The sequence below is a fragment of the Nisaea denitrificans DSM 18348 genome, from assembly GCF_000426505.1.
GTDB classification, from domain to species: domain Bacteria; phylum Pseudomonadota; class Alphaproteobacteria; order Thalassobaculales; family Thalassobaculaceae; genus Nisaea; species Nisaea denitrificans.
In genome coordinates this window covers 54,581-80,730 of record NZ_AUFM01000001.1, presented here as the reverse complement: position 1 = coordinate 80,730, position 26,150 = coordinate 54,581, and the positions used below count along the sequence as shown (strand labels likewise).

General features: G+C 52.9%; 26 protein-coding genes. 11 read left to right on the top strand and 15 right to left on the bottom strand.

The features are described 5' to 3' along the window. Nucleotides 1-4: 4 nt before the first annotated feature. From K328_RS0100465 to K328_RS0100440, 5 genes are all read right to left on the bottom strand, one after another. Entirely contained in the window at nt 5-2,137 is a 2,133-nt protein-coding gene (locus K328_RS0100465; RefSeq protein WP_156901133.1) for a hypothetical protein, read from the bottom strand. Next, nucleotides 2,137-3,210 carry a TraB/TrbI/VirB10 family type IV secretion system protein gene (locus tag K328_RS0100460; RefSeq protein ID WP_028464294.1) on the bottom strand — a complete coding sequence of 358 codons (1,074 nt, stop codon included), beginning with the start codon at nt 3,208-3,210 and terminating at the stop codon, nt 2,137-2,139. The genes K328_RS0100465 and K328_RS0100460 overlap by 1 nt, the downstream gene beginning before the upstream one ends. A 1-nt stretch (nt 3,211) precedes the next feature. Continuing rightward, the gene (locus K328_RS0100455; protein ID WP_028464293.1) at nt 3,212-4,264 is read right to left on the bottom strand and encodes a TrbG/VirB9 family P-type conjugative transfer protein; all 1,053 of its coding nucleotides are present in this window, start codon (nt 4,262-4,264) and stop codon (nt 3,212-3,214) included. Next, the gene (locus K328_RS0100450) at nt 4,264-4,947 is read right to left on the bottom strand and encodes a VirB8/TrbF family protein (RefSeq protein WP_169721151.1); all 684 of its coding nucleotides are present in this window, start codon (nt 4,945-4,947) and stop codon (nt 4,264-4,266) included. The genes K328_RS0100455 and K328_RS0100450 overlap by 1 nt, the downstream gene beginning before the upstream one ends. Nucleotides 4,948-5,134: 187 nt before the next feature. Then, nucleotides 5,135-6,277, bottom strand: coding sequence for a hypothetical protein (locus tag K328_RS0100440; RefSeq protein WP_156901132.1), 1,143 nt, complete (start codon nt 6,275-6,277; stop codon nt 5,135-5,137). Here K328_RS0100440 and K328_RS0100435 point away from each other — a divergent pair. Continuing rightward, on the top strand, nt 6,276-6,776 hold the full coding sequence (locus tag K328_RS0100435; protein ID WP_028464290.1) for a hypothetical protein: 501 nt from the start codon (nt 6,276-6,278) through the stop codon (nt 6,774-6,776). The genes K328_RS0100440 and K328_RS0100435 overlap by 2 nt on opposite strands. A gap of 21 nt (nt 6,777-6,797) precedes the next feature. Here K328_RS0100435 and K328_RS0100430 read toward each other — a convergent pair whose 3' ends face one another. The 6 genes from K328_RS0100430 to K328_RS0100400 form a co-directional block, all read right to left on the bottom strand. After that, nucleotides 6,798-7,628, bottom strand: coding sequence for a hypothetical protein (locus K328_RS0100430; RefSeq protein ID WP_156901131.1), 831 nt, complete (start codon nt 7,626-7,628; stop codon nt 6,798-6,800). Continuing rightward, nucleotides 7,610-9,994: a VirB4 family type IV secretion system protein gene (locus K328_RS0100425; protein WP_036552915.1), complete on the bottom strand. Its 2,385-nt coding sequence runs from the start codon at nt 9,992-9,994 to the stop codon at nt 7,610-7,612. The genes K328_RS0100430 and K328_RS0100425 overlap by 19 nt, the downstream gene beginning before the upstream one ends. A 307-nt stretch (nt 9,995-10,301) precedes the next feature. Continuing rightward, nucleotides 10,302-10,607, bottom strand: coding sequence for a TrbC/VirB2 family protein (locus K328_RS0100415; protein ID WP_028464286.1), 306 nt, complete (start codon nt 10,605-10,607; stop codon nt 10,302-10,304). 11 nt (nt 10,608-10,618) lie between these two features. After that, a complete protein-coding gene (locus tag K328_RS0100410) occupies nt 10,619-11,065 on the bottom strand; it encodes a hypothetical protein (RefSeq protein WP_028464285.1) in 447 nt (148 codons plus the stop codon). Beyond that, entirely contained in the window at nt 11,062-11,802 is a 741-nt protein-coding gene (locus K328_RS0100405) for a P-loop NTPase family protein (RefSeq protein ID WP_028464284.1), read from the bottom strand. Before K328_RS0100405 ends, K328_RS0100410 begins: the two co-directional genes overlap by 4 nt. After that, complete coding sequence (locus tag K328_RS0100400) at nt 11,795-12,241, bottom strand: hypothetical protein (RefSeq protein ID WP_028464283.1); 447 nt, start codon at nt 12,239-12,241, stop codon at nt 11,795-11,797. The genes K328_RS0100405 and K328_RS0100400 overlap by 8 nt, the downstream gene beginning before the upstream one ends. A gap of 2,071 nt (nt 12,242-14,312) precedes the next feature. On the opposite strand from K328_RS0100400, the gene K328_RS21880 reads away from it, so the two are divergent. Continuing rightward, nucleotides 14,313-15,203, top strand: coding sequence for a replication initiator protein A (locus K328_RS21880; protein ID WP_051284218.1), 891 nt, complete (start codon nt 14,313-14,315; stop codon nt 15,201-15,203). A 339-nt stretch (nt 15,204-15,542) separates the two neighbouring features. On the opposite strand, the gene K328_RS0100385 is transcribed toward K328_RS21880, so the two are convergent. From K328_RS0100385 to K328_RS0100375, 3 genes are all read right to left on the bottom strand, one after another. After that, nucleotides 15,543-15,875, bottom strand: a complete 333-nt coding sequence (locus tag K328_RS0100385) for a hypothetical protein (RefSeq protein ID WP_028464281.1) — start codon at nt 15,873-15,875, stop codon at nt 15,543-15,545. Continuing rightward, a complete protein-coding gene (locus K328_RS0100380; protein WP_028464280.1) occupies nt 15,868-16,548 on the bottom strand; it encodes a ParA family protein in 681 nt (226 codons plus the stop codon). The genes K328_RS0100385 and K328_RS0100380 overlap by 8 nt, the downstream gene beginning before the upstream one ends. A 301-nt stretch (nt 16,549-16,849) precedes the next feature. Then, nucleotides 16,850-17,863: a hypothetical protein gene (locus K328_RS0100375; protein ID WP_028464279.1), complete on the bottom strand. Its 1,014-nt coding sequence runs from the start codon at nt 17,861-17,863 to the stop codon at nt 16,850-16,852. 508 nt (nt 17,864-18,371) lie between these two features. Here K328_RS0100375 and K328_RS0100370 point away from each other — a divergent pair. Continuing rightward, the gene (locus tag K328_RS0100370) at nt 18,372-20,114 is read left to right on the top strand and encodes a ParB/RepB/Spo0J family partition protein (RefSeq protein ID WP_028464278.1); all 1,743 of its coding nucleotides are present in this window, start codon (nt 18,372-18,374) and stop codon (nt 20,112-20,114) included. Nucleotides 20,115-20,870: 756 nt separating this feature from the next. Here K328_RS0100370 and K328_RS26540 read toward each other — a convergent pair. Further along, on the bottom strand, nt 20,871-21,686 hold the full coding sequence (locus tag K328_RS26540; RefSeq protein ID WP_156901130.1) for a hypothetical protein: 816 nt from the start codon (nt 21,684-21,686) through the stop codon (nt 20,871-20,873). 112 nt (nt 21,687-21,798) lie between these two features. Between K328_RS26540 and K328_RS26535 the strand changes: the two genes are divergently transcribed. From K328_RS26535 to K328_RS26230, 8 genes are all read left to right on the top strand, one after another. Beyond that, nucleotides 21,799-22,167 (top strand): hypothetical protein, encoded by a 369-nt coding sequence (locus tag K328_RS26535; RefSeq protein ID WP_156901129.1) that lies wholly within the window; start codon nt 21,799-21,801, stop codon nt 22,165-22,167. Nucleotides 22,168-22,580: 413 nt separating this feature from the next. Further along, nucleotides 22,581-22,910: a DUF736 domain-containing protein gene (locus K328_RS0100350; RefSeq protein WP_028464275.1), complete on the top strand. Its 330-nt coding sequence runs from the start codon at nt 22,581-22,583 to the stop codon at nt 22,908-22,910. A 74-nt stretch (nt 22,911-22,984) separates the two neighbouring features. After that, the gene (locus K328_RS0100345; protein WP_028464274.1) at nt 22,985-23,455 is read left to right on the top strand and encodes a hypothetical protein; all 471 of its coding nucleotides are present in this window, start codon (nt 22,985-22,987) and stop codon (nt 23,453-23,455) included. A 488-nt stretch (nt 23,456-23,943) separates the two neighbouring features. Beyond that, complete coding sequence (locus K328_RS0100340) at nt 23,944-24,312, top strand: DUF1419 domain-containing protein (protein WP_028464273.1); 369 nt, start codon at nt 23,944-23,946, stop codon at nt 24,310-24,312. A 94-nt stretch (nt 24,313-24,406) separates the two neighbouring features. Continuing rightward, on the top strand, nt 24,407-24,733 hold the full coding sequence (locus K328_RS0100335; RefSeq protein ID WP_028464272.1) for a type II toxin-antitoxin system RelE/ParE family toxin: 327 nt from the start codon (nt 24,407-24,409) through the stop codon (nt 24,731-24,733). Further along, nucleotides 24,730-25,008, top strand: a complete 279-nt coding sequence (locus K328_RS0100330) for a helix-turn-helix domain-containing protein (RefSeq protein WP_028464271.1) — start codon at nt 24,730-24,732, stop codon at nt 25,006-25,008. The genes K328_RS0100335 and K328_RS0100330 overlap by 4 nt, the downstream gene beginning before the upstream one ends. Before the next feature lie 143 nt (nt 25,009-25,151). Continuing rightward, nucleotides 25,152-25,502, top strand: coding sequence for a hypothetical protein (locus tag K328_RS0100325; RefSeq protein WP_156901128.1), 351 nt, complete (start codon nt 25,152-25,154; stop codon nt 25,500-25,502). A 331-nt stretch (nt 25,503-25,833) separates the two neighbouring features. Next, nucleotides 25,834-26,148, top strand: a complete 315-nt coding sequence (locus K328_RS26230) for an ArdC-like ssDNA-binding domain-containing protein (RefSeq protein ID WP_084608017.1) — start codon at nt 25,834-25,836, stop codon at nt 26,146-26,148. Nucleotides 26,149-26,150: the final 2 nt, after the last annotated feature.

Genomic DNA, 26,150 nt, shown 5'->3' with positions numbered 1-26,150 from the left:
TCGCCTACCAGGCTGGCGGGGTTGCGAACCCGCTATACATCTGTGTGCCCGTACTAACGTCGCTGCACGTCTTGTCCGTTTCAGAGCTCGACGTAGCTCCCGACCTATTTGCCGAGCCGGCCCATGTATAATTGGTTGAGACAACCGCGTTGGTTTCACCGTTCGTCACAACGACCTTGCTGGCTACTCGCACCAGGTCGTATCTGAAGATCGTAATAGTCGAGGTATCGTTATGGTTCTGTTGTGAACACGTACTTTCCTCTCCCACCTTATAGGTCTTATACCCGGCGTTGGTTTCCTGGCAGATATTCCCTTCGCGAACCGGCGTCCCGACCCCTTCATCTTTTAAGTATTCGGAATTATCCGGGCGCGAATAGACAGCAATACTCCGTGTGGCCCGGATTGCGGCGCACCCTTCGTAGGTACTGACACCAGTAAGTTCCAGCTTTACCCGGTCTCTTGAATAAGGCTCTGCAGGTGCTCCCGACAGCAGCTCCGACTCACTGATGACATATGTTCCCGAGGGAGCATTGATTGAAACTTTATGCAGCCGTTGGGCCGTCAGAGAGCCATCATCAGTAAGCCAGCCCGCAAGCTCAATATTGTGCGTGTAGGTCCGGGTTCCGGTGATGCATTCGTTGATATACTCACGCTCACCGTTTCTCATATAATATTCACGGATCTTGTTATATGAGATCCCGGATGTCAGATCATGGTCCCAGGTTGCCGGATCCTCGCATCCGTCTGTTGTGCTGCTAAGCAATAGATTGCCTGCCGCGGGCCTGCATTCCGTGATGTAGGAATCAACCCCTTCGACGGTGATCTGTAATCGGTATTGCTCAGTGACCGTTTGACTGACGTCATCAACAATGGGCTCACAAACGCGTCGCCCGCCCTCATCAACAAATGTCTGCACATGTGAAAATGTGTCGCCGTTATCGATGCAAGAGCCGGCATCCCAGGTCACACCGTCCAAAGTGTATTGATGGTGGCCCTGCTGATAGGAAAGCTCTTCATCAAAGGCGTGCCGCACTGCGCATCCATCCGTGGTAGGAACCAACGGCACGGCCTGTTTGGTTTCTGACGCGGCACAGCCGCGCACCTCGACGGTTGCATTTACGTCATCGGCGTAGCCAAGCGTTGCTTGCGGCACCGCGAGAAGAGACGCGTAATCCAGAAAGACCGGACACCCATCATGTAGTTCTACGATTTCGTATGTTTTGTCTTCGTCATCAACACAATCTTGTGCCGTTACACGGCCGCCGCCTGGCCCTGTATAATAAAGCTCAAACTGCGCCGTTGCCGTTCGCGCATTTAAATCAACCCGATCCGGGCATGAGGCATATGACCGTTCGAGCGGATATCGTGCGTTCCCGTCTTCGCAGAGTGTTTCCGTGCGATCGCTCCCTTCGACCGTCACCACTTTGCTTTGCTGAACGGCTACCAGTTGGCCGATATCGACACGAATTGGACACCCGTCCGTCACGACCTCTACCGATATTGAAGGTGCTTCAGCAGGTGATTTTTTTATTGGATCCGGTGACTGATAACCCGCCGCGTCGTTGTTCGAGCCGCTATTGCTCCCGACGACCGCTTGCTCGTCGTCGCCTGCAGCTTCCTGTTTCTCTTCTGTCTCTCCTTCCTCTTCTTTGACAACAAGCCTTTTCAGAGCCTCAAGAAGCTCGTAATGATCGCCCTCGACCGTGACCTTTTCGGCGCTGCTGAGTGCAGGGTTTGAAAGCTCAAACTGTGCGTAAAAATTGTCTGTTGTTAGGGTTTCCGCTTTCTCGCCTTTGCGCACCCCCGACATGACAAGCTGAGCTACCTTTTTGTCGTCAACCTGGACAAAGCGCGAATAGGCATCAACAGTCACGCCTCGGGTTAGATGACTCGGAATATGCGGTACTTTTTCGAAGTTCATCTCGAACATCACCGGATCTTCTTCTGGGATCTCAATCGGCGCATTCGGGCGCAGATCGATATCGATCTTTTTCGTATGTTCCTGGACGGCCTCGCCTATTTCCCCCGCTTGGGTGTCTTCGGTTTTCCCCCTTTGTGTTTGTGAAGACACCGGCATGACAAAGATCATCAGACCAGCAATTACAAAAAACATAAAACTTATGTAATGCCTCGCCATTAGTAATCCTCCATCTTCGCTATGTACCAGTCCGTCCTCGGTCTGATTTGAAGGCGTGTGCCTTGCGGCACTGTGATTATGGGATTCAGCTCAAGTGTCCGTTCCAGCACACCAGCGCTGATTTCCCCTAGCCGCTCCGACAATTCCGAAGAGCCTGATTCAAGACCAGATTGGAGGCCATTGCTATCTTCATCATCAGACGCGCCTGCAACGGCGCTGGATAAGGCTACACCCGTCGAAATGCCCGTCAGCAAGAAAGCAGTGCCATAGCGCTCTCCGAAGCGATCATCTACTTCGCCAGAAGTACCGGCCCTGCCCTGCACGTCCGCGAGAAGGCTACCCAGGTCTCGAATTTCCGCTCGATGTCCCGCGAGCAAGATGCGCTCACACTCAACAGCCAATCGGCTTGAGCCAAAATCCTCGGGCTCTGAGTAATTGCAAATTATGCGGGATCCTTTTGGCACCAGCACATTGCGCCCGTGGTATCCATAGACATCGCGGGAAACCTGCACATTGACTGTGCCGGTAGATCCCCCGCCAATCTGGCTGTTGATCCCGGTTTCCAAGACAACAGAAATGTACCTATCGGCCGCCAGGATCCTACTGTTATCGACCGGATATCCCGACGTTCTGCGATCACCTTCGTAATCCGAGGTCTTAATTGAGTGCGTCGGTGCCAGTGCGCTTTCAACGGGTTTCATAGGCGCCGTCGAGACTGGTTTTGCAATGTTGATCGGCCGATCTGGCATAACCAAATCGAGGCCGCGAACAGAGCGCCTTGGCGGTGCATCATACAGAGCCGTCAGAGCGCTCACCAACGGATCTGGTGGCGGTGACGGAGCCTCCTTCACGACAACTGGTTCGGCCTTCGGCCGGGGGGCCTCCCGTATGACGATGGGCGGAAATTTTGGTGGTGGTGCCGGTCTTACTATTTCGACCGGCACCGTCGGCAATGCATACGCCGAGTGATCGTCTGCCGGTAATTGGAATTCGCTTCGCTCGACTACACCGGTCGCGCACAAACCGTTTAGGGTGAGGCCAACTGCGAGCGCAATATCACAGAATGCGCTCATGTCAGGTCCCCGTGTACTTGATGCAAAGGAAGCTCTTGCCGGACTTCAGCGAAATCAGCTCTCGCGTGCTTTCAACAATAAATACCTTGCCCTGGACACGTGTATTAACCGTCTCATCGATCTCATCCACGACGACATAGGCAACCGGCAACTCCATATCCTTCCACTTTTCTCCGAAGTCGATATAGGTGAAATGATCATCGCGGTAGACGCGTTCGGGCACCAAGGAATCGTCGTCGCCCCACATTTCATAGTCCTCGAATCCGCGAAGTTTCGCCGGATCAAACTCGACGTTCGCCACGAAATCATCCCTCGGCGTAGTCGGATTTGTTGTGGTTAAATCGGCAACAATTTTGTCAAGGCCTGGGTGAGACCCACTCTTTTCCAAACTGTCTGTTGGTGAAATTACAGCGTCGGGCTCAGCGTTTTTCTCGAGGGACGACACAATGCCTGGCACCGCAATTTCTTCCTCAATCGACACCCGGCCCGTAATGCGAAAAACGACATCGGGGGAGTTCTTGGAGTTAAAGCCTTCGGCGCGAAGATAGAACGGGTAAACTCGGCCGCTATCTCCATAAATTAGTAACGTGCTGTCATAGCCAGCACCGGTCGGGCGGAGCACCATTCTGTTGTCTCCGCGTGTTTGAATTTTGAAGCCATCCGGATCGCCAATATCCGCGCTTCCAATCCGTTCACCGCGCGGCAGCTCGATAACCGATACGACCCACTCTCGCAGGCGCATCTTATAGACGCAGCCATCACATATCGCAGTGATATAGACGGCATCTGTTAGGTCGCTCTCGTCCCACTGTTCCTGTATCTGACCTGGGGACCGTGGCCGCACCAATTGACCGTAATTACCGTCGAACTGCTCCCGTGTTTGATCGAGCACGGAATCTGGCATTGGCAATCGCTGCACCTTTTGCACCTCTGTAACTGGTGCGTTTGCCGGGCGTGGAATTGAGCGAGATGGTGTCTGGGCTCCCGCCGAGACGGTCAGGACAGCCAGGAGTACGAAAACAATCCCTTGGCACGCGAACAATTTCGTTTTCATCAGGATCTTTCCTTCACAACCATGTCGGTAATCAAAATGCCAAGCGGATTGATATAGCGATCAGCTTCCCGCACTTCGTTGACCCGAGTGATCATTGTCAAATACGCTTGAAGGTCTTTGCGGCCGACCTCAACGCCCTTACGCGTGTCTATCTGCTCGAACTCGACCGACATTAAATATCCGCCTGATTTACCTTCTACCTTGCTCGCCGTTCTCACATGAATTCTGCGCACGAGCCCATTTTTGAGAGCCGTTGCCATCTCCTTCGTATCAAGCCGATTTTGGCGGAGCTGTTTCCAGAATCTCTTTTCCGTCATGAGCATCGCTTCTCGATGACGCGATTCTTGCGTTGGTTTGTCTACTTCCAGAACTAGCCGAACATAGGTTTGCGTTTGGCTTTCGAGATAGTTGACGAACCCCTCCACTTGTTCCGTTATGGGCTCAACCCGGTAAAGGCGGTCGTCCGGACCATAGGTGCGAACAAGCGCTATCTGCGTTTCTTTGAGCGGGGCTAACTCCGCAATCCCATTCACTAAAAGAATCACGGCAATTACGAGCGCGACGTTCGTCATCGCAGACAGTCTCAATACGAATGCCAGACGACGGTGTGCTATTTCGAAGCGGTACGGATCCGACGCGATGGAGGAACCGTGCCCGCCAACCCCCGTTATACTTTCTGCCATGACGCTCCCCCCGGCTTGTATTCGAGCTGATAGCAAGCGCATGGCGATTTTTTCATCTCATCGGACCCTTCCAAATCGTCCGGAAGCTCGTGAGCCGCGCATCCTGAAAGGACGAGCAAAGACAGCAGAGCGACAAAAGCAAATCGCCGGTTCGTGTTCGGTTTCGGATAATCCGTTTTGTTCATGGTTAGCTCCCTGACGAGTTGTGCGAGTTATCAATGCCGGGCTCATTGAACCGATCACTTCCTTGAGCATTGCTCTCTGAGGATCCAGTGCCGGCGTTGCTCCCCGACCCTCTTCCTTGATCGATTAGACTCTTGCCTTTTTGCCAAATTTGACCCGCGCGGCCTTTGCCGTGATTCAGCAGCGTCAGTCCCGTTGCTGTTGCGCCTGCCGTTATGATGGCGGCCGCCTGATTAGTGAGTTTTGCTTCTGAAATCGAATTGGCGATCGATGTCGCTTCAGCCATGAAAGCGGTGCCGAGCCATCCGAGCATGATCGTGACCCAGAGGCGGGAATTGCTCCAATTCAAGAAGCCAGCAACTTCTTCTTCAATCGGCTCACCCGCAATATCCATTGAGGACACACCGTATAGGCAGACTGCCAAGGCGATGGTGGCCCCAAACAGGACCATGAAGCTGGCAAACATGGTTCTCAGACCGCTGAAAACCATGCCGCGCCCAAAATTGAAGCCGAACATCAACATCAGGATCGGTGAAAGCGCCGCGATCATCATCACACGGAAGATGGTGACGACGACTTGCGCAAAATAAACGATCAGTAAAATGGCGTAGGGCAGCAAGATTAGAAAGCCGGTGACGTAAGCGCCAATCGACGGGCCCCACCCTGGCGCGTTAGCAATCATCAGACCAACCATTTCGAATACCTTAAAAATCCCTTGTTCCGCGGTCATGACTAGAGAGGTCATTCCGTCAAGATTGGTCACTCCATTTGATGCAAGGGTATCTGGCTGGCCGCCTGTAACTCCTGTTTCGTCGGCAATTGTGCCGGTTGAAAGCACCGCCGACGCCGCACCGGAAATTGTTGAAAGGGAAGCCGAATAAAGTGAATTAACCAGCTCCGGGCCTTGCCCAGAGAGCATGCCAGCGGCTATAATCATGTAAATAAACTCGCGTCCAAATTCGCGAACATCCAATGATCCGAGGATTATTTTAATGCCGTGCACAACAATCCATAGACTCGCTAAAGAGCCAAATAAGATCCACATGGGTTCAACAATGGAATTGCTTAGGTCGCTAGTGAATTTTCCAGCGAGATCAACGTATGAATTCACTACGGCGCAAGTGAAGCATTCGCTTTCATTAGCCATGATTGTTGCCCTCGCATTCCTGCCTATGAAAGATGCCCAAGCGTTCGGCTGGAGCCAAAAAATCACCAAAGACAGTTTTTATGATTTTGACCGTGCGCAGGAATGGTGGAACACGATCAAAACTCGCGAAGAGTTCGAGGGACGGAAACGAGCGCTTCGTAAACCATTCGGTTTGTGGACCCCGACAAAATCGATGGTTGAGCGCTACAAGAACGATTCCAGTTACGAAGGCCGACAGGAATACTTCGATTTCATGCAGCTTTTTTATCTTTGGCAGCAAATCGAGGCAGCTTCTGTCTCGTCTTGGGCAAATCAATTCGGCGCAATTCCTGGATCCGTTCCAACGCCTTGGGGCGTTAATTCTCCTGAGGAATGCGAAAGAATGTCCAACCTCAATATCTTCTCTGGCGACTGCACCAATGTTCCCAATTGGATGGACAAAGCCATGCAAGCGAGGATTGCGAAGGCAATCGACACCCATCAAAAGAAAAGCAATTGATCGCGAGAATCGAGGGGACATTTAATTGTTACCCTCGATTTCTTCTTTCTCTGTAATTTCAATGTTATCCGTTGCCGGAAGCGACATACCCATAAGCAAAGAGGAAAGCAGCTCAACCTGCTTTGCCTGTAATTGGTTCGACTGAACTTGGAGCTGCGCTTGGAGCACAATGCCTTGTGCAATGACTGCAAGGCGCGAGTTCTGGTCCTTTGCGGCCAATACACTGTTTTGTAACTCCTGGACCGCACGCCCATTCGTTTCAGGAACATCCGTTGTATTGAGTTTTGCCAAGGCGAGGCCGCTGACAACCGCTTCCTTAGAGACAGCATGGCGCCGATAATTGACCGCCTTGACCTCTTCTGATCGCTCCCGCCAGGTCAATGGGCGCTCGTCGTCCTCAACTTCTGCCCCTTTAATAAAAAGCGCTTTGGAATAGGCCGTGCGGCCAGCACAAATACTGGCGAAATTTAAATTCTCGAAGCCCAGTGTCGGATAAGCGTCATTGAGATTGTTTATTAGACATCCGACATCGCTATTCAACCGGCCGGTTAGCCGCTCCAGATTGACCGTTGGGAGTGTTATTGCGCCGGCTGTCCCAACAGCATTGAGAGTGTCGTTGGCGACTGCAGATATCTCCTGGAGCCACGTTATTTGATCGAGCGCTGCCTGAAGTTGCTCTTTCATATTGTTTATCTGTTGGGTCAGTTTTGTAATTGCCGTTGCGTCAACAACCGCCATAGCGGCTACCGCAATCGTTGGCACACCGATGATAAGGCCGCTCACCACTGCTAAGCGGATGGTGAACTTGCGAAATGTGATCCAGCCGTTCGCCATCAAAGATGCCTTCGCCATTCCTGCCCCCACTCTTCTTGAAGTTTTTCGATCTGTTTGTTCCGATCGGGACCGCTTGCGTAGAACCGCAGCGCGTCACCAAGATATCCAAGATCGATATCGATGATGGCTGTCTCTTCGTATCCGCTGGAAGCATCCCGCTTGACCACCAGCGCTTCACGGTGCCCGGACTGAATTGTCCTGCCGGTAGCAAAGGCCAGTTGCTCTTCGTTCAAACCGAAGGGAGCGAAACTTTCCGGCCGGGCATTGGAATTAGGCAGGAAAATCATAGTCGCCGTGTTTTCGATGATTGCTTTGCTATGCCGGCATGCAGCCAATGCGGCCGGATCCTGAAAAGCGAGCCCTATAACCCCGCCTAATTTCCGGTACTCCCGGTACATTTCTGCCGCAAAATCTTCGAACCCAGGATTCTCCAAAAGTTTGGCGGCTTCATCGATGAAAATAGCGAAACCTTTTCCCCCACCAGCCGTTCGCCCGATGGCGCTCGCAATATGAGATACGACAGGCGGCCCGAGCAGAGGGTCTTCAAGTGCCTCATTCATATTGATCGCGACCATAAAGTGATCGAGGACGCCGCTAAGGCTATCGTCCGGCGCGTTGAAGACGTGTGAATGGGAGCCAATGTTGCCTTTGGCATCACGCACCCAAAGCCCCAAGCTCCGACGCAAGTTCGTATTGCGCGGAAAGGCATGCTCAAAAATGCCATTCAGAGATCGGTGCGGCGGCTCGTCCAGAAAGGCCAGATCTACTGCATGCCGGAGAATGTCACTGGCGCCGTCTTCGTATGCGGCTTCGCCTGCAAGAAGTCTCAGCATGGCACTCACACGGTTCCGGTTGGCTACCGTGTCGGCGCCAACATCGAGCGGATTGAGCGCCAATTTCTCATAAGGCTGGTAAACCCCGCCCATCGCTTCGACCATGAAGCGGGCGCCTTCCTTTGAATCAAAGAGGTAAGATCGCACCCCCGGAAATTTCGCCAATCCGGATAGTAAGTGGAGCATCAATGTGGATTTGCCGCCACCAGTCGGCGCGAAAACCAAAAAATGCCCCAACGGCTTATCTTTATTCGAGACATGGAATTGAAAATTGTAGGCTTGTCCTACGCGCGTTCTGAACAAACGCACCGGTCCTTTGCCGAACGGACTCTCATGCATGCCCGATGGCGAATGTATAAAGGGCCACAACGCCGCGACTACGTTCTCAGTGATCGTTAGTGGCCGTAAAAATTTAGCGCCAGGTCCCGCAACACCCGCTACGACGGGTCTTGGGAGGCGATTGAACCAACAAATGGGCGCTCCCACGGTTTCGACCGATGCTACAACTCTCCGGTCTCCCAGAACCTCTCGCACTTTGTCCACGAGCCGATCAAGTTCGGTCTCATTCGGCGCGCGGGCAACAATTTGAAACTGGCTGACGAGAAGGCACACGGTTCCGTCTGACAGTTTTTCCAGCACGTAATCTATTTCGTCGGAAAGCGCCCTATTAGGGAAGAGGATGTTCGACTTCTCCTGCCGTTGCTGACGCTTCCACATCAACAAAGCGCGGTCGCGGGCCCAGGGCTCTATGAGGTGATCAATCTCTAGATCTCCCTCGATGGCCAGCAAAGCGGCGATAAGCTGTCCAGAGACGGCTTCGGGCCATTCCCTAATGGCTATAATTTTCTGAACCGCCTTCTCTGAACCTTCAGTGCGAACCGTTCCCGACTTGTCGAATTGGAGATCCGCTGCCGGCAGGCTTCCAGAAATTGAATGAGACCTCGCCGGAAGAACGTCGGAAAACTCGCCACAAACCAATCCGTTCAAAAAGCCGGTCAGCTCGCAGGCGCCTTCTCCGGGCGGTGATGATTTAAGCAATTCAGGCTTAAACACACCAAGCCGACTTTTGAGAAGTAGGTCGGCATCAATGAGCGCTTGCATAGAGCGACCGGTCGCCATGAGATACCAATCAATCCGATGGCTCGACCTGTATTGTTTTTCTTCCGCCCGGCCTATTTCAGCAAGTGTCTCTACAGGCCAAGCACCCGCTACCGACAGCGGTCGTCTCCGTTTGACAACAATCAAACGCAAGGCCAGATCGGCTTTTTTGCAGAGTCCCGACAGTGCGGCTGAACGCGCTAGATGAAGCGCCTTTTGCTCTTCGTCCAATTTGGAATCATAGCTCGTCCCTTGGATCTTCCAGACTCGTGTCAACGCCCCGCATTTGTTGTGAATTGTCGCGCTGTCACTGTCTACACGGTCAATTTCCAGCTCATCATTGAGCCAATCCTGACGAACATCCCCGAAGGCCTTTCGGCGCAACGCCGGTACTGCCAAAGCCCCAGAAAGGCCGACCGCAGCGAACGATGATAAAAGTGTTTCCCAACCCATCAGCGTCCCCCTGCCCCAGCTAGCAAGGTACGCTGCTGCTTACCGGCCCAGAACCTGGGTGTTTGCATCAGCACCCGGTCATAGTGACAATCCTCCCGGACGTGCTTCCAGAACCATGCCCATAGACCAATAGTGAGGCTAATGAAGACAATTAGGCTGACGCTGATTACCCCCATGAGAACGCATACCGCCAAACCTACTGCGCCTCCCGAAACGGAGAGCATCATTAGGGCGGGCGGCAGGCCGAACATTGTTTGTGGCCGCTGTGTTTGGGTAAGGATTGCGCTCGAGGTTTTCATAGCGGCATTTAACCGAAAAGATTTGTTACGAGAGTCGGGCCGAGCATCACCAGAATCCCGCCAACCAAGGCAAACCCGAACCTGGGCCAGTCCATGCGGCCGGTCCATGACGCCCAAAGCCCAATTGCGATGATACCAATGCCCAGAACCGCTGATCCGAGCTGGCCCAAGCCGGTTGTCAGCGTCTCAAGAAAGTCAGTGATCGGCGCGACCCAATTCGCATCCTGGGCGGCCGCTGGCGATGCAAGAATCGCGACCACGAAGACAAATGTAATCAGGCCGGTTGCGCGGCCCATATTGCGTGAATAACCCATCGGATATCCCTTCATGACAAAACAGATTTTAGGATTAGGAGGTTGATGCCGACGCTCGCGACAGAGACGGCAATTAGGATGCAGTTCCAGCGCAACAAGCGTTTGTGCGCGGATACAGAGCGGTCCATGATCACGGCCGATTTTTCAATCGATGCCATGCTGGCCCTAATGCTCAGGTTGCTAACTTGGCCTATGATTTCATCGAGAGAGCTTCTAATGCGCTTATCGATGGATTCGGCTCCGTGATCGCAGGAGGTTTTAATACCCGCCTTCAGCGCGCCGCCGACCTCAACCGCTTCATCGAGGCAAATTCTCATGATCGAATAGAGGAGAAGAACCGGATCATCACGATCTACGGCCGCGTTATGCTGATCGAGTAGAATGGCTCGAAGCTCGTCTATTTTTTTTGAGGCCGGCAGCTCGTTGGCTGCCTCCTGCTCAATGCCCTGGCGGCTCACAGGTTGGCCTCGCTCAAGGCCTCGTTGATACGGCCCCAAAGGCTTTTGAGGCGATGCTTCGCAATGATGGATAGGCCTTCGTCAGCCGCGGCCTCGCTAAAGGTAAGATGCCGCGATAGTATAAAGTCCAGATCCTTCCCGAAGGTCGCCGGATTGATCTCTGGAAGAACGATAACGCTCCGCACCCGTTCTTCCAGCTCGCTGTAAAGCCGCGTTTCTGTGAACTGGACTGTTTTGCCCTTCACGACAGATTGAATAGGGCCGAAATACTCATTGAGGACGATCAGCAGCTCTACGGCGGGAACCAATTGCGCAAGCTGGCTCAAGCCCATTGCCGTATCTTTCAGCGCCTGCCCGCCTGTAAGAATGGAAATCGGAATAACCGAATGCCCTGATTCTGTTAGGATCGAGACCGCTTCGCTCTCCGCAAGATAGTTGATGAGCGGCAAAAAGGTTGAGGCGCCGTTATCAATAACGAAGACTTCTTCGGGCTCTGCCGACAGGATCTCCTCAATCAGCCCATCGAACGACCGTGGATCGATTTGATCTACGCGATGGCCTAATTGAAACTTTGTCGTGTTGAAGGCTTGGTATGAGCCGAAGGTTCTGTTCACCGGATCAGTATCAAAACAACGCGGTGTTATTCCTCGCTCAATGAAGTGCTGCGCTACAAGCGCCGATACAAGCGATTTACCAACGCCGCCTTTGCCCTGCAGTGTCATGAAGACTTTAGCCATTGGAATCATCTCCTGATTGTGGCTCTTCGCTCGGGCTCAACAGATCTTCCGGATCTACCGTCAGACTGTTCACATCACGACCGGCGCGCGGCCGAATGACCTTGCTCTTTGATTGGATGATGGGCTCGGACGGCTGGTCCGTCCGTCGCACCGCTGTTTCGCTTGATGCCGGGGCATCTTTCGATGCCGCTCCCGTGCCCAAAAATTCTCGGCAATGGGTGTAAAATGTCTGAACGTGGATCGTTGTACGATTGCGGCTTTTAAGGTCCTTGTAGATGTCCGCTATGGTCTCTTTATTGTTGTCCAGGCGTTGTGAAACTTCCGGCCACAAGGCGGCAAATTCGACCTTCGCAAACCCCCACGGCGCCCTCGTTCTCTTGGCGCCAGATGGCTCGATCTGCTTCGCCTGGCCTTGCCCATTTGACGGTTTTGAATTCATACCCTCGCAACCAATTCTGTATCTCAAGCGGGATTCTGAACGGCTCTCGTCATCACTGAGCAGGGGGGCGAGCCAGATGTTGTTCTACGATTGACCCATCGGAATTATTCTTTGCTCAGCTTGACTTACTCGCCAGCAACAGCCGATTATGGAAGTTCAGCGCAGGAAATTTTGACCGGTTTGATTTTCCATTCCGCATCAATTTCCGGTGGTAGACATTGCTGATTAGTGCCAACACGAAAGATGCTGAAGGTAAATCAAGCCCATGAGCCAAAGAGTTCCGAATTCTCAGGGTAGGATTAGTAATCTTATTCGGTTCACTGAAGCAGACGGCCAGCTAATCAACGAGTATGCAAAGCAACACTACTCGAAGAAGTACGAGTATTATTGCGCGTCAGCGCAGGCATTCATTGACCACTTCAAATCCAACGCAGACATAAGCTTTGTTCAGACCCCGTTTAATGTTTCATACAAAGGAATCACTATTTATTTGACGCCTCATCTCTATGACCAATTGAACGAGATAGCCCTTTCAACTGGCACACAAATTGGCCGTGTTATTGCGACCGCTATGCTGCACATGGCCCGCAGCCATCACCATTAATCGGCGTTAACCACTGGCTCGATACCCTCTTTAATAATTTGCCATAGAAAAAAACGCAAGAGCTAACTATTATCTTTCTTCAATAATCCAGACCTATTATGACAGTAGGTGACGGGGCTGCGATTCCCCGACGAGCAGACCAACACAATGTTTGTTCCGCTTCGAAGAAGTGGCCTGTTGTCAGTTGCTTAGGGGGACTATTTTGTGCCGGAAAGAGAGTGCGTGGTAATATCTTGTGTTAGGCCCACGCATAAACTAGCCGAAGTCATCATCAACAGTAAGGAGCGTGTGAACAAGGAGCCATAAAAACACAAGGCCGCCCCAAGTGGGACGGCCCGTGAAAACTCTACGATGTGACAATCAAGAGTTTCCGCGATCCCCAAAAAAGTGTCAAGCAGAAAAGCGGTAAAACGCCACCCTTTTTTGCGTCCTTGTTTAGCACGCCTCCAATATCGCGGAGGCAGTGAATGTCGGAACTCGACCTACTAAAAAAAAAGCGGTTGCTGTTCATGAAACAGACCGCCGATCAACAACCTACCTTGGATCAGTGGAACCGCTGGCACAAGGAAGCCTCTGTTCCTGAACGTCACCGGCAAGAAGTCTTGCCGGGTGTCCACGACCGCTCGCTACGACGCGGTTTCAGGGGACGGCGAGCGGGAAGAACGAGGACTTCGATATACAGCTGCCGGCGACCGCGGCCAGGACGCGAAAGCCGTTGGGCCGACCAGGAACTACGCGAGACAGATTCCTTTGCCGTCTCCACAATACCATCAGCGATTCTTGAAGAGTCGCACCTGTCCCCAGCGGACAGACGAGTTCTTTTAGCGCTCCTGATTTACTCACGCGGCCGCGAAAGTTGGACCATGTATATGGCCCCTATCGCTAACATGGCCCGTGTAGCCCGATCCACGGCCCACCTATCAGTCGCACGCCTTGTCCGCGCCGGATACATCGGCCGGGTTACAAATCCCGTCACGGGGTCGCGCAACGGCCCTAATACCTGGACCCTTCTCGATGCCCGTCTATTGCTGGCAGCAGAGGAGATGTTGAATTCTAAGCGGAGAGATTCTGGCGGCGAAGCTGTGTTCTTTTCTTTTGGGGATAGGGTCCAAAAGAATGATCCGGTGAATCACGTCAATTATATATCTTCTATCACGCGCTCTACAGCGCCTGATGTTGATCCAAGGCATAACCGCTTGGGCGCCGCTATAAGCGCCTCTGGCGCCGCTGCACCCCCTCACCTCAATCATCCCTACCAAGATCCACGAAAGAAGGCTCGGCGATAGCCGAGGAAGCCGAGAGGCCCCTGCCCTACTGATCAAAATTATGCGCCAGGTATGTGGAGCTGAACGCGATTCGGAACATCAAACACATTTCCGATCCGAACATCCGCCTCGCCTAACTCGCAGGATTCGGAACATCGATCACACTTGATGACAAAATTCGGAACATCACTCACAATTCGCCATGGCTTCAAACGATCAAGTAGATCTCTTTCTCAGCTCGATCATCGACGCGCCGATCAAAGATCAGCGGGATGTCATGGAATTTCCTCACTTCGCCCTAGCGAAGCGCCCGAGGATGGATCCCATGATTTACGACGATCCGAAGCGTGGAATTCACGTAGAAGTCCGGCCTGGTCACAAAGGAATTGCGACCATCTGGGACAAAGACGTGATGATTTATTGCTCATCGCTGATAAATGAGCAGATCGAACGGGGGCTTACTCCCGCGCGTACGATCCAGTTTCACGCCTATGACTTTCTCCGCCTGGCTCGGCGCGGCGAAGGCAAACGATCTTATCAGCTCCTGCAAGATGCTCTTGACCGTCTGCAGTCGACTGCCATCCGAACCACGATCAAGACTGGGGAAAAAGAAGAGAAGCGGTTCTTTTCGTGGATTGAGTCGGCCCGCGTTGTCGAAAGAACAACCCCGGCCGGCAAAGAACGCATGGCCGCGATCGAGGTCACGCTGAACGAGTGGATTTTCCGGGCACTGACCAAAGACCGGACCGTACTCACGATTGACTCGCGGTATTTTTCGCTCAAGGGCGGTATCGAACGGCGGCTGTATGAGCTTGCGCGTAAGCATTGCGGGCATCAGCAGCGCTGGGACATTTCTCTGGTAAACCTTTGGAAAAAATGCGGTTCTCAAACAGAGCTACGCTTTTTCAAGGTTAACATTCTCAAGATTATCGAGACGGACCCCCTGCCCTCTTACACGATATCCGCCTCTTTCGACCCGAAACGCAAACCGGGGCCGCCGGCGGACACACACGAGGTCACGAGGCGATATCAAAAAAACGAGAATATGATCATCAGCTTCCGGCCAAAAGAAGGGATCACCGTCCTGGAGTGATTCGGAACATCACTCACACAACGTCCGGCAGATCCTGCGGTGATCCACCTCTCTTGAATTCGGAACATCGACCACGGAAAATTCGGAACATCACTCACAAACTGATACGGAACATCACTCACAGATCCTCGGAATATCGATCACATTCACTTCGGAACATCATTCACGATTATTCGGAACATCGATCACAGAAAGCCTAAATACGCCTTTGCGATCAACTTACTAAAAAAGCGTAACTCTCTAACTTCAGAATCTAACGATCTAACAGTCTTTTTTTTTCGACGCCCGAACGGCAGATACCTGTGGATAAAGTAGGCGAGCCCATAATAGCCCCCTGCCCTATTTCTCTGGCTCCTCCGCCTTTTCCCAGAATTCGAAAATAATTTGGAATAGCTCACCGTTCGTAAGGCGCCGCTCGGCGGCAGCTATCTGGAAATTGTCCTTGAGCTGCTTCGCCACCTTCATATTCAGCTGCTCTCGCGGACCCTTGGATCGTAGACTTCGCCCATCGATCTTGGCCCCGCTACGCGGAGTGAAACCGGACTGAATAGACGTACGATCAAGTTCCCGTTTTGCTTCCGGTGTACGTGCAGGTTTTGGCACTCGTTTTTTTTCTTCAGTCGCTCCGAATTCGAGAGAACCGAAGTCTAGTTTCGCGCGTTCCTTACCCATGAGCGACCTCCTTCAGTTTGTTGATCAATTCCTGAGTAACGGCTTCGGCATTCTCAATTGCTCTCTCCACATTTGATGCATCCGCTTTGGACATTTGATAGATCGTCCCCCCGGTCTGAAAAATTGTCGAATAGACCGCTCGTTGCGTCACTGCAGACTTGAATGTCGGGATTCCGGCTGCAGCCAACTCTCTTTCGATATGGGTTAAGTCCCGCGGCCGGATTGCGGGGTTAACGCGCGTGAACAGGATCGAGAATGGAATCTTGCGGCGCGTCTGCCTTTCGCCATTTTTGACGAGCGCTATCACACGGGCGGCCTGGTCGACGTCGAGCTGGGTGCCCTGGCACGGGATCACAACGAGATCCGATGCGCTGATCGCGTAACTCACGGCGATCGACGCTGTTCCTTCCAGGTCGATTAGGACGAAATCGTTCTTCGACTCTTCCTCTTCGAGCACGTCGAGAATTGTTTTCTCAGTAACATCACGGACGATTGCCAGATTCTCAGGCATGTCATCCCCTGTCCGGTCGGCCCAACTGCCGAGGGGTTGGTTTGGATCCGCATCGAGGACGCACACTGTTCGGCCGGCTTCAGCAAGAACTTGCCCCACGAGGAGCGTCGTCGTGCTTTTACCTGCGCCACCCTTGGAATTAGCGAAGCAAATGGTTGGCATAATCAGTCTCTTCTCAGTTGTGACGGCATATCCGATATCCCGAGATATCTGATACCCTTTGATAGATGTTAACAACAGATATCCGGTATCTCAAGATATATGATATCTATAAATATCGCATATCTTTTATATATTGGGTATCTATCGATATGTCATATCTATCCGATAACTGATATCTCATGCTATCCGATATCTTCAGATATCGGATATCTAGGGGCGGACTATATGGAAATCCCTTATGGCGGTTTAAGAAAGGGGGGGAGGGCGCCACATTTAAGTCGTTGAGGGAAATCGACACGGGCTAACTCTTCGGCAACAGGTCCTTCAGGGACTTCAACGCTCCCGGGCCGTAGAACATTGCTATGGTCGCCGCGACCGCCTCGGACATCAACAATGTGTATCCGCTCCAGTGAACAAATCCACAAGCAGCTACTGCCACACCCCAGCAGCCAATCGCTCCGGCTGTCGTTGTCCCGAGGGCAGGGAGGGTGTCCAGAAATTGCGACACTCGTCCGGGCAGTTTTTCAGTGGCTTGAATTGCAGCTTCGATATTCTCTTCGCTCGGATCTTTTAGCACTCGCGAAGTCGCTGACTCGACCTCTCTGGTAGACCCGCGAAGCTCCCTTAAAGCATCGATCACGTTACGCACGACCGGTTCATTCGAACCTTCTTTTTCAAGCTTCTCTAGAAGCTCTTCTGCAGCCTCTCGGATTGCCGTGGCGCGACTTAAATGTTCTCCAGGGTCTTCGCGTATACGCGCGCCCGGATCGCCGGCAGTGTCCGAAACAAGCGTCTCGGAAACCGTTAATGCCCGGATCAATTTAATCGATTGAACTATCGACCTTAGATCACGATCAAAACTCGATAGTTCAGCTGGAATATCGATATCTTCCGGAGGTTCTGAGTTTTTTTTGGCAGTTCTCGCAACCCAACAAAACACCTCACGCTCTGATCGAAATGGAGGGTACCTTAACCGACCGCTACTCCCTAAGATCGAAATGTCGCTGCCTCTAATAGTCTTAGAATATGCCGCATTCCCAATAATACGGACCCCTTCTGGATCCGGTTTGATAAACTCAAAAAGATATAAGTCTTCGAGTTCCTCAGTCGGCATTTTGCTTAGTGTTTCTATAAAATCACCAAACGAATCTATACCCATTATCTCCCAAAATGCCTCTGGTTCTTCAGTAGCATACGAAATTGTGTGAACAGCGTGATCGAGAAGCTCCTGAGAATTCTCTATACCGGGGAATGTCTCTCTCAAAACCTGAACAATTCCCTCAAATGAAGGAAAATCAAAATCTGTGTCTGGCATTTCGGAATCGTCGCACGCCGTTTCGGATAAAGAACTTTAGTCAGAATCAACTAAGTGGGGAAAGCCTTCCCCCTGGTCGGAGCCGAGGTCTCCTCCACACCCCCTTCTGCGGGGGCACCCCGCAACGCCCCAATGAATGAGCGCGCATCGCGCGCATGGTCCGAAAACGGGCAGACCGGCCGTCGCTTCGCTCTAGCCGGCCAGACTCCATAGATTTCCTTTATCCGCCCAACATCCCGTTCCGTTCCCGTCAATCGGCAAGCGTCGCGCATGCGCGCCGTCCTGCAGCTCCCCCGTGTCCTCGGCTACGCCTGCGGCCCGCACCAGGCCGCCTCCGGACCATTGACCGGCCCAGACCGGGCCATGGGTCGGGCTGCGCCCCAACCCACTCTGTTCAGCCGAAAACTGTGTTTTCGACCAATCAGACCGGTTGAGACACGCCCATTGGCGGAAGAGGGGAGGGCAACACCCCCGCCGCTCGTCATAGACAAAACCGGGAGTACAGACCATGACCACTACAGAAATGACCACCTACGCCAAACTGCTGCCGCCGAAAAACAACCAGCGTAAGAGCTTCGATAAAACTGCACTGGAACAGCTTGCGGCTTCTATCGCATCGGTCGGCGTCACGCAGAGCCTCACCGTGACGAAAGAGCGCGGCAGGTTCCGCACCATTGCCGGGCACCGGCGATATCTCGCCATCGGCATCCTGATCGAGCAGGGTAAGGCAACGGACAGTTTCCCAGTTCCTGTGACAATCCGCACGGAGAAAGGCACGGCGCTTGAAGAAATAGCGCTTGCTGAGAACGCCCTACGAGAAAATCTGTCCGCCATTGACGAGTGCGAAGCGTTCTCCCGTCTGAGCGATGGCGGTATGGACTTGGCTCAGATTGCGGAGAAGTTCGGCACCAGTGAAATGACCGTCCGTCGCAGACTCGCGCTCGGAAGCCTTTCCGAAAAGGCGAGGGACATGGTGAGGGCAGGGGAGATGTGTTTGCGCGAAGCCAAGCATTTGGCCTCCGTGAGCGTCGAGGAGCAGGCTGCCTATTTCAAATATCTCGACTACAATAACCGGGAAAATGGCGAGTACGCGGCCCGCAAATATTTCTTCGAGAAGCCGACCGCCGATATGGCGATCTTCGATCTCGGAGATTACACGGGCGGCTACCTTCAAGATCTCTTCAGCGACAATGCAGACCGGCATTTCGATGACGTCGACCAATTTACGGCGCTTCAGAATGCAGCCTATGACGAGAAGAAAGCGGCATTCGAAGCAGACGGGCTGATCGTCCTGGAGCCGGGCCACGATTGGTACATGGTGCAGGACAAGTACCGGAAAGCGGAGGAGGGCGAGGAGCCGACGACTGTCATCATGAAGAACCAGCACGGCCGGGTAACGATCCTCGACGGCATGGTTAAAGCGAAGAAGGTCAGCGGATCGGGCGGTCTTGCGGAACCGAAGCCGCGATATACGGCAGCACAGCTTAAGCATGCCGCCGAGTTGAGGACCATCGCCGTTCAGCGGAACCTCATCTCCAATCGGCGTAAGGTGTTGGAAGTCTCTGTGCTCCAATACATGACCGGGTTTCAGCTTCAAACGCCTGTCAGCCCGAGCCCGCGCCTTGCGGATCACTTCGGCAGCGATATGCTGAACAGCATCGAGGAAATCGCCGCCGTGTTCCTGACGAAGTTCCGCGATGCTGGTTTGTCTGCCTTGCGTTGCTCTTGGTATCCGGAGGAGGGCGAGATTACCGAGCCTATTCCGGCGCTGTTCAAACTCACTGGGGGCAGGGAAGGGATATTCAAGGTTATCCGGTCCCTAGCCGATGAGGAGCTGGAAGGGCTCCACTCACTGCTCGTTACCGTGACATTCCATCAAGCCGGTGACGGGATCAAAACCGAGGAAGACGAGCACAACCTTGTTGCCATCGATGTCAACGCAGACGTGCGCGATAGCTTCGTTCCAGACGAGACTTTCCTGAAACGGTACAAGTCCGACCGGTTGAAGGAAATCGCCGTCGAGTGCGGCGCTGCGCTCAACGTCGAGTCAGTAGCCAAGTCCACGAAAGGTGATCTCGTCGCACTTCTCGCCGGGTGGTTCCGGGCGGTTCCATCAGATACCCCAGCCACCCGCGCGAACATGGCAAAGAGCTGGATGGACCCGATCATGTCTTTCCCCGCCATCGATCCGGACGCTGCGTCCGTGGCTTTGGCCGACGAAGCTACCCCTTATGCGGAAGCCGCTGAATAATTACTCCCAAAACCTGCGGGCGCCCCGTCGGGGCGCCCGGTTTTTCTCTGCTGGTGAAAATAAAAATACTCAGCCAAAAAGTGCTGATTTGAGTAAAATAGAATTCGATTGAGTTAGAGTGAGATTTTCTCATACATAAGACCGTTATTTTTCACTCTGAAACTGTCACCCATGCACAATAGCGACCCGCTGCTTTTGAGAAAGTTGCTTCCGATCCTGAATGTTCTGGAATCGGGTGGTTATTATCTCGAAACAGGCACTGACATGAGCCGGTTTTCCGCAAGGCTCATCGGTCGTAACCGCCACGTTTACCCCGGCTTTCGCCGCATATATGAGCCCGACAATCCGGGAACATACGGCGCAATTCTGAATCATCGAGACGAGTTGATCTGCTGCATGGCTTGGCGGTGTTTCGAAACCACGGATCTGTTGTCAAACATTGAAGATTTTTTGCCGATGTATTGCGACCACGACGAGGCGATGCCTCGTTGGACAACTGATTTAACCGGCATATTGAATCTCAGAGGGACGATTGGATACCGCGGCGGCCTTCACAGTATGGATGAGGGCAATTTCATATCTTGGTTCATGACATCAATTGCAATGATTTGCCTCGATCATGCCGGTGTAGACATTCAAGCGGGTGAGGCGAGGGAGGAAATGATACGGAGCGGCCGTTTTCGTACAATGTCCGGCTATGGTAACGCCAACCCTCTGGGGACGATCTTCATTCGCAAGCACGGACACGACGAAGCCTTAAACCTCGTCTGGTCTACCGCCAAGCAGGTCACTAAAGAGATCGACGTTCGATTGAAGATTCTTTCGGATTGTGACCCAAAAAATTTCAAAGCCGCCGTCGCGACGCTTCAGTCGTTGAAGTAGCCTAAAATACATTCGTTTCATCGGCGGTTCGGTCTGCCGGACTATGCCGTTTCGATATATTGCGTGGTAGAGCGGAATGCCCGCTTCACGGGCCATTTCAAGGTCTTTGTGGATTTCCTCCTCAAAGACCTCATCGCCGGCAAAAGACACCGGCAATCCGCTCAGGTCATCACCACTAAAAAAGTCCGGAGTGCTGTCCCAACGAGCCCACACCGCCTCGGTTGCGTTCGGCGGAGCTGTTGCCAGATGAAAGCGTGCACCAGGTGCGAGATACCGAAGAACGTCATAGTTCAGATCTTCGCTGAATAATCCTCCTCGATCTCGCTTTAAGCCCTCGCAATACCGATCAACCTGGGCCAGCTCTCCGGCAAGTATCGGGACAGCAGACTCATTCAGCAACACTCTCACCGTATGCTGCCTGCCGACAAATTCTTGCCGATCGACAACAGCCGCTGCAGAATTCTCCAAGCTCACTATTGCATCAGTCGGACCGATGACGTTTTCCAGAGCCTGGACGATGCGAACGGTCGGATTAAACCCGTCCTTACCTATCACCAATTTTTTACCAAACTGGACACGCGAAAACACAGATCGATCAACGCCAGCTTCAGCAGCTAGGCGGGCCACTGTGTAACGCCTTTTCCACGCTGTCTCTAATAGGGCTTTGATGTGGGCTTCAATTGAATGCATGTATTTTCTTGACCGTCGTAATCATCTATGTAATTTGAGGATATATACCCATTTACGCGGGTAATTCCACATTAAAGACACTCTGACTCCACTAAAAATATGGAGAATATCAATGAATGTGACCGGTATTGCCGAGAACGGTATGCGGGACGCCATATATTTATTGTCATGGAGTTGGCCAGATAGTTCTGAATATCATACGAAAGTGCGATTATCTAAAAGTTTACTCGATATTGTTCTGAATGTTCTGGCTAATCTGCCGAATAATCTTTCGATTAGAAACATAAAATCTACCAAAATTATATCAGATGGCGATTGCCATACCCAATCATCCCTGTTGTTTGAATGGTCAACATTTGCAGTTCAGGAATCTGGCGACGGAAATTATATTTCTCTTTCGGATGTAATATTGAATGAAATGAATGAAGGCGGCGAGGGCGAGCGCAGAGAGCGCTTTGAGGATGCTTACGCAACACAATGAGGCTTTCCATCACTGTAATTTGACAGCCGTTCATTGATAGTCGTGGAGCGCAGATGACACGGCTTGCAGATGCAAAATGTGTGTGATGTTCCGAATATCGATGATCGCATAAATAGCGTCTTTTGCATGAAGGTCCAGTTCAGTGGTTGCGCGTAATAGCTAAAAGTTAAGTATTAGTTTGCTGAGAGTCCGGCCCGTGAATTCCTTTTTTCCGCTACACGCCGCGCTCATCACAAAAACCAGATCTTCAGTAAGAAAAATCCCCTGGCCAATCGCCATTCCTCGCGAGGCATTTTTCTCCGTCTCTGGTGCTCCTCTTTGTTCCGCCCCTGGCGGGTTTTACGTCTCCGCGCTCTGTGTTTACGCGGGGTCATTCACAACGGGCTCAGCCCTCAACTCAAGGAGACTTAAAAATGGCTACTATCGGTTACACCACCAAAAATCAGGATCATTACAAAGGCAGGATCAAAACGGTCAGTATCGATACCAACATCACGATCATGCCGAATCTGGAAAAATCCACGGACAATGCTCCTGACTTTATCATCCTGAGCGACAACTTCCCGATCGGTACCGCCAATGCAAAGGTCGGCGAAGCGTCCAAGCGCGAGTATCTGACGCTCTATTTCGACTCCCCGGACCTGCCGGCACACTTCTTTGTCAATATGATCCAGGATCCGAAGCAGGACGACCCGAACGTCTACGTCCTTCTCTGGGACCAGAAACGCCAAACACCAAAATAATGACAGTACCAACGGCCCGGCCACTTGGCCGGGCCGCTTCGTCATTCTCTTACCTATTAATTCTGGAACGTCGTATGCGCTTCATCGTCAAAATTGCCCTCTGGATTCTCGCTGGTTTATTTTGTTTTACCTATTTCGGCTTTCCGGGAGCGCCAAACGGGGTGTTTGACGCTGGCGACCAGTACAGTTTGCTCGCCGCTTCGGCGCTATGGGGAATTTTCTGCATTCTGATCAACAGGATGTTTCGAACGCTCCCGACAAAACCATCCGCCGTAGATTCCGAGATCATCTTGGATCCCATCAGAACGAAACTCGTTGGGACCATCCAATGCTCGTGCGGAACTGTTTCACAGATCGCGGCCGATCACGCCGAAAACACCCAATGCCCCAGATGCTGCGAATTCTTCCGAATCACCCTCGACCCTGTTTTGACGCCGCTCGGTGAAGAACATCCAACCGGAGCCGTAGCGTTCGCCCGAGAGGCAAACTGGGAACGTGAGGCCATCGTTGCGGATTTCGAGCGCAGTGCGCGTAAGAATCTTTGAAGTCCCTGAATAGAAGCTCAGACCGCCGGTCGATCCCCAGGCTCTACTCCGCCGCCTTCGGCCGCTCCACGGAGCCACGCAAGCGTGTCTCCGCCCATTCGGTAGCGATCCCTTTCGCAAGTGCCACTGCGCGGCACTGAAAGGAATCCTCCAGGATGAATATTCGCCCGGTTGCCGCTCCCCAGCCGGCGACCGGGAGGCGGGAAGGGGCTGTGCAGAAAGTTATAGTCCTTTATCCCGCTGCCGCTCATGGCGGGAAGAGAACGCTGCTCTCTCCCCACAAAGCCCAAGCGCGCTCCGCTTACGTCCTGCCGGGTATCCCCAGGTTTCGGGCCAAGGCCCTGCCAACCCGCCGCTCCGCGGCGCCCTACGGGTGGGTGATTCCCCTCCCGGCATGCCGGCCTTTCACCCCTCTCTCGCTCCTCGCCGGAGATGCTGGGTTGCAGTTGTGAACAGCAACCCAGCACCGAAAAAATAGAAAGACAGACATGACTGGCACCATCGAGCGCACCATGAAAATCAATGTTCTGCCGTCAGCCCGCGAAAGCCGTGAGCAACATTATGAAAACTTGAACAGAGCCGGGCGCGAAAGGACCGGATCGATCCTCAATGCCGATTGGACCGGCCAGCATGGCGACATGTGGGAAATCAATGAATCAATCTATCACGAGTTTCTCGGCGTGCTTCCGCCGCTCGCTTGGCGTGATGGCTCTTTCTGCATTTGCGAGATGCTTACCGAAGACATAACCAGCGTTTTTTTCATGCATTCCGACCGGTTTTTCTGCGGCTATTTGCGGATGAGCGAACACAGCGAAAACCTCGCAGCCTTCCGCATCCGGGCTGCGGATATGATCTAGCGATTTGATGTCCGGGGAAAGCGGGGTTTCTGCGTTTTCGACTTGCTACAATATCGCATATTTGCTATATTACAGTACAGAATGAGGGGGCGGTATGGAGTGGTCAATCAAGTTTCTGAACGAGAAGGTCAAGGCGGAATTTCTCTCATTACCCGATGATATCAGAGCACGTTTCTATAACTTCGAGGATCTGCTGAAACAGGTAGGAATCGAGAAGCTAGGCCCGAAACGAGTGAAGCACTTGAGGGGCAAGCTATGGGAAATCCGGCTGACCGGTAGGGACGGGATTGGTAGGGTCGTTTATGTAACAGCGTCCGGGCGGCGGATGGTCGTTTTGCACGCTTTCATGAAGAAGACCCAGAAAACACCGGCTTCGGCAATTGCATTGGCCGAACAGCGAGCAAGGGAGATGGATCAATGATCGATATCGATGAAGTGCGGGAAGAGGATTTCAAAAATAACCCGGCCGTAAAAGCTGAGTATGAAAAGATGCGCCCGGTCTACAAGCTGATCGGCAGGCTTATAGAAGCGAGGACGCGAGCAGGTTTGACGCAAAGCCAGATAGCGGAGCGGATGAAAACGACCCAATCCGTTGTTTCCCGCATGGAAAGCGGCGGCAGTATGCCGAGCATTAAAATGGTAACCCGGTACGCGGAAGCGACGGGGTATGAGGTGGGGCTTGTTCGGGCGGAATAGACCGACTTCAACCCTTGGTCTGGATTTGTGTCCGGGCGCCGGGGCGGTCCTCGCTGCGCTCGTTGCGGCCGTCCCATTGGTCCGGCCGCGAAATCCATGATCGCATACGATCATGGACCAACCGCCCTTGATCGAGGACGATATTGACCCGAACCCGCCATCGATCGACCTATGCAGCAATGGCGAACAAGGCGTTTCGCCATGGCGTCGATCATGATCTGGCGGGTCAGCAATTCAGTGATGCTTTGGCGTGGCCGAAAACCCTGCAACTCACGCACTGGATGGAGCACCACGGCAACCAGGTGCGCGGCCGTTGGTTCCAGTTCGGCGGAAGGTTCTATTTTCCCGACGAAGAGACAGCCGCAGCCTTCTGCCTGAAATTCGGCGGCAGGCGCTGGTCCCTAGCGGATCTCACAACACAGCAGATGCTTACCAAAGTGGCGCGGGAGGCCGCTCGTCAACGCTCCGCAGATAATGAAAAATCTCCAGGGTAGGGGGCTTAAGCATGAGTTTTCTGTGCGAGATCACCTTATCTGAACATCGCTCACCTCGCGGCAGCCACCAATCGAGTGGACCTGGCTACAAACGATTGTGATTATGTGAAATAAGGTCGATCTCCGTTGGGGCCGGGCTCTACTCCGCGTCCTGCCGGGTATCCACAGGTTTCGGGCCAAGGCCCTGCCAACCCGCCACTGCACGCCGCCCTGCGGGTGGGTGATTCCCTTCCCGGCACGTCAGCCTTTCTCCCCTCTCTCGCTCCTCGCCGGAGATGCAGGGGCGCAGTTGTGAACAGCTGCCCTGCACCAAATTAAGAGGGGTTTAGACATGCGCAAGACGATGATAAAAACCGACCGCATGCAGGCGGTAACAGACAAAATCATTTCTGCACTGGAAACAGGCGTCCGCCCTTGGAAAAAGTCGTGGGACGCCGGAGCCTTTCCCGAAAAACCGCTTCGATCAAACGGCGAAGCCTACAAAGGCGTGAAAATCATTATTGTTTTTGGCGTGCGCCTAAATCTTAGCATCCTCTTCTTGATAGATTGGCAGTGCGCCAAACGCCAAAAGTATTATTCCAAGAGTTTGTTAACCTGGGTCAATTCTGGTTTAGTCCCACCCAGAGCGACAATACCTGCGTCTTGAAG

Coding starts and splice junctions, on each gene's coding strand:
- K328_RS0100380 (WP_028464280.1), bottom strand. CDS start 16,548: ATGCCAACCATTTGCTTCGCTAATTCCAAGGGTGGCGCAGGTAAAAGC.
- K328_RS26230 (WP_084608017.1), top strand. CDS start 25,834: ATGCGCAAGACGATGATAAAAACCGACCGCATGCAGGCGGTAACAGAC.
- K328_RS0100455 (WP_028464293.1), bottom strand. CDS start 4,264: ATGAAAACGAAATTGTTCGCGTGCCAAGGGATTGTTTTCGTACTCCTG.
- K328_RS26540 (WP_156901130.1), bottom strand. CDS start 21,686: ATGCATTCAATTGAAGCCCACATCAAAGCCCTATTAGAGACAGCGTGG.
- K328_RS0100435 (WP_028464290.1), top strand. CDS start 6,276: ATGATTGTTGCCCTCGCATTCCTGCCTATGAAAGATGCCCAAGCGTTC.
- K328_RS21880 (WP_051284218.1), top strand. CDS start 14,313: ATGGCTTCAAACGATCAAGTAGATCTCTTTCTCAGCTCGATCATCGAC.
- K328_RS0100465 (WP_156901133.1), bottom strand. CDS start 2,137: ATGGCGAGGCATTACATAAGTTTTATGTTTTTTGTAATTGCTGGTCTG.
- K328_RS0100405 (WP_028464284.1), bottom strand. CDS start 11,802: ATGGCTAAAGTCTTCATGACACTGCAGGGCAAAGGCGGCGTTGGTAAA.
- K328_RS0100400 (WP_028464283.1), bottom strand. CDS start 12,241: ATGAATTCAAAACCGTCAAATGGGCAAGGCCAGGCGAAGCAGATCGAG.
- K328_RS0100340 (WP_028464273.1), top strand. CDS start 23,944: ATGACTGGCACCATCGAGCGCACCATGAAAATCAATGTTCTGCCGTCA.
- K328_RS0100430 (WP_156901131.1), bottom strand. CDS start 7,628: ATGGCGAAGGCATCTTTGATGGCGAACGGCTGGATCACATTTCGCAAG.
- K328_RS26535 (WP_156901129.1), top strand. CDS start 21,799: ATGAATGTGACCGGTATTGCCGAGAACGGTATGCGGGACGCCATATAT.
- K328_RS0100425 (WP_036552915.1), bottom strand. CDS start 9,994: ATGGGTTGGGAAACACTTTTATCATCGTTCGCTGCGGTCGGCCTTTCT.
- K328_RS0100330 (WP_028464271.1), top strand. CDS start 24,730: ATGATCGATATCGATGAAGTGCGGGAAGAGGATTTCAAAAATAACCCG.
- K328_RS0100450 (WP_169721151.1), bottom strand. CDS start 4,947: ATGGCAGAAAGTATAACGGGGGTTGGCGGGCACGGTTCCTCCATCGCG.
- K328_RS0100415 (WP_028464286.1), bottom strand. CDS start 10,607: ATGGGTTATTCACGCAATATGGGCCGCGCAACCGGCCTGATTACATTT.
- K328_RS0100345 (WP_028464274.1), top strand. CDS start 22,985: ATGCGCTTCATCGTCAAAATTGCCCTCTGGATTCTCGCTGGTTTATTT.
- K328_RS0100440 (WP_156901132.1), bottom strand. CDS start 6,277: ATGGCTAATGAAAGCGAATGCTTCACTTGCGCCGTAGTGAATTCATAC.
- K328_RS0100375 (WP_028464279.1), bottom strand. CDS start 17,863: ATGCCAGACACAGATTTTGATTTTCCTTCATTTGAGGGAATTGTTCAG.
- K328_RS0100335 (WP_028464272.1), top strand. CDS start 24,407: ATGGAGTGGTCAATCAAGTTTCTGAACGAGAAGGTCAAGGCGGAATTT.
- K328_RS0100460 (WP_028464294.1), bottom strand. CDS start 3,210: ATGAGCGCATTCTGTGATATTGCGCTCGCAGTTGGCCTCACCCTAAAC.
- K328_RS0100350 (WP_028464275.1), top strand. CDS start 22,581: ATGGCTACTATCGGTTACACCACCAAAAATCAGGATCATTACAAAGGC.
- K328_RS0100370 (WP_028464278.1), top strand. CDS start 18,372: ATGACCACTACAGAAATGACCACCTACGCCAAACTGCTGCCGCCGAAA.
- K328_RS0100385 (WP_028464281.1), bottom strand. CDS start 15,875: ATGGGTAAGGAACGCGCGAAACTAGACTTCGGTTCTCTCGAATTCGGA.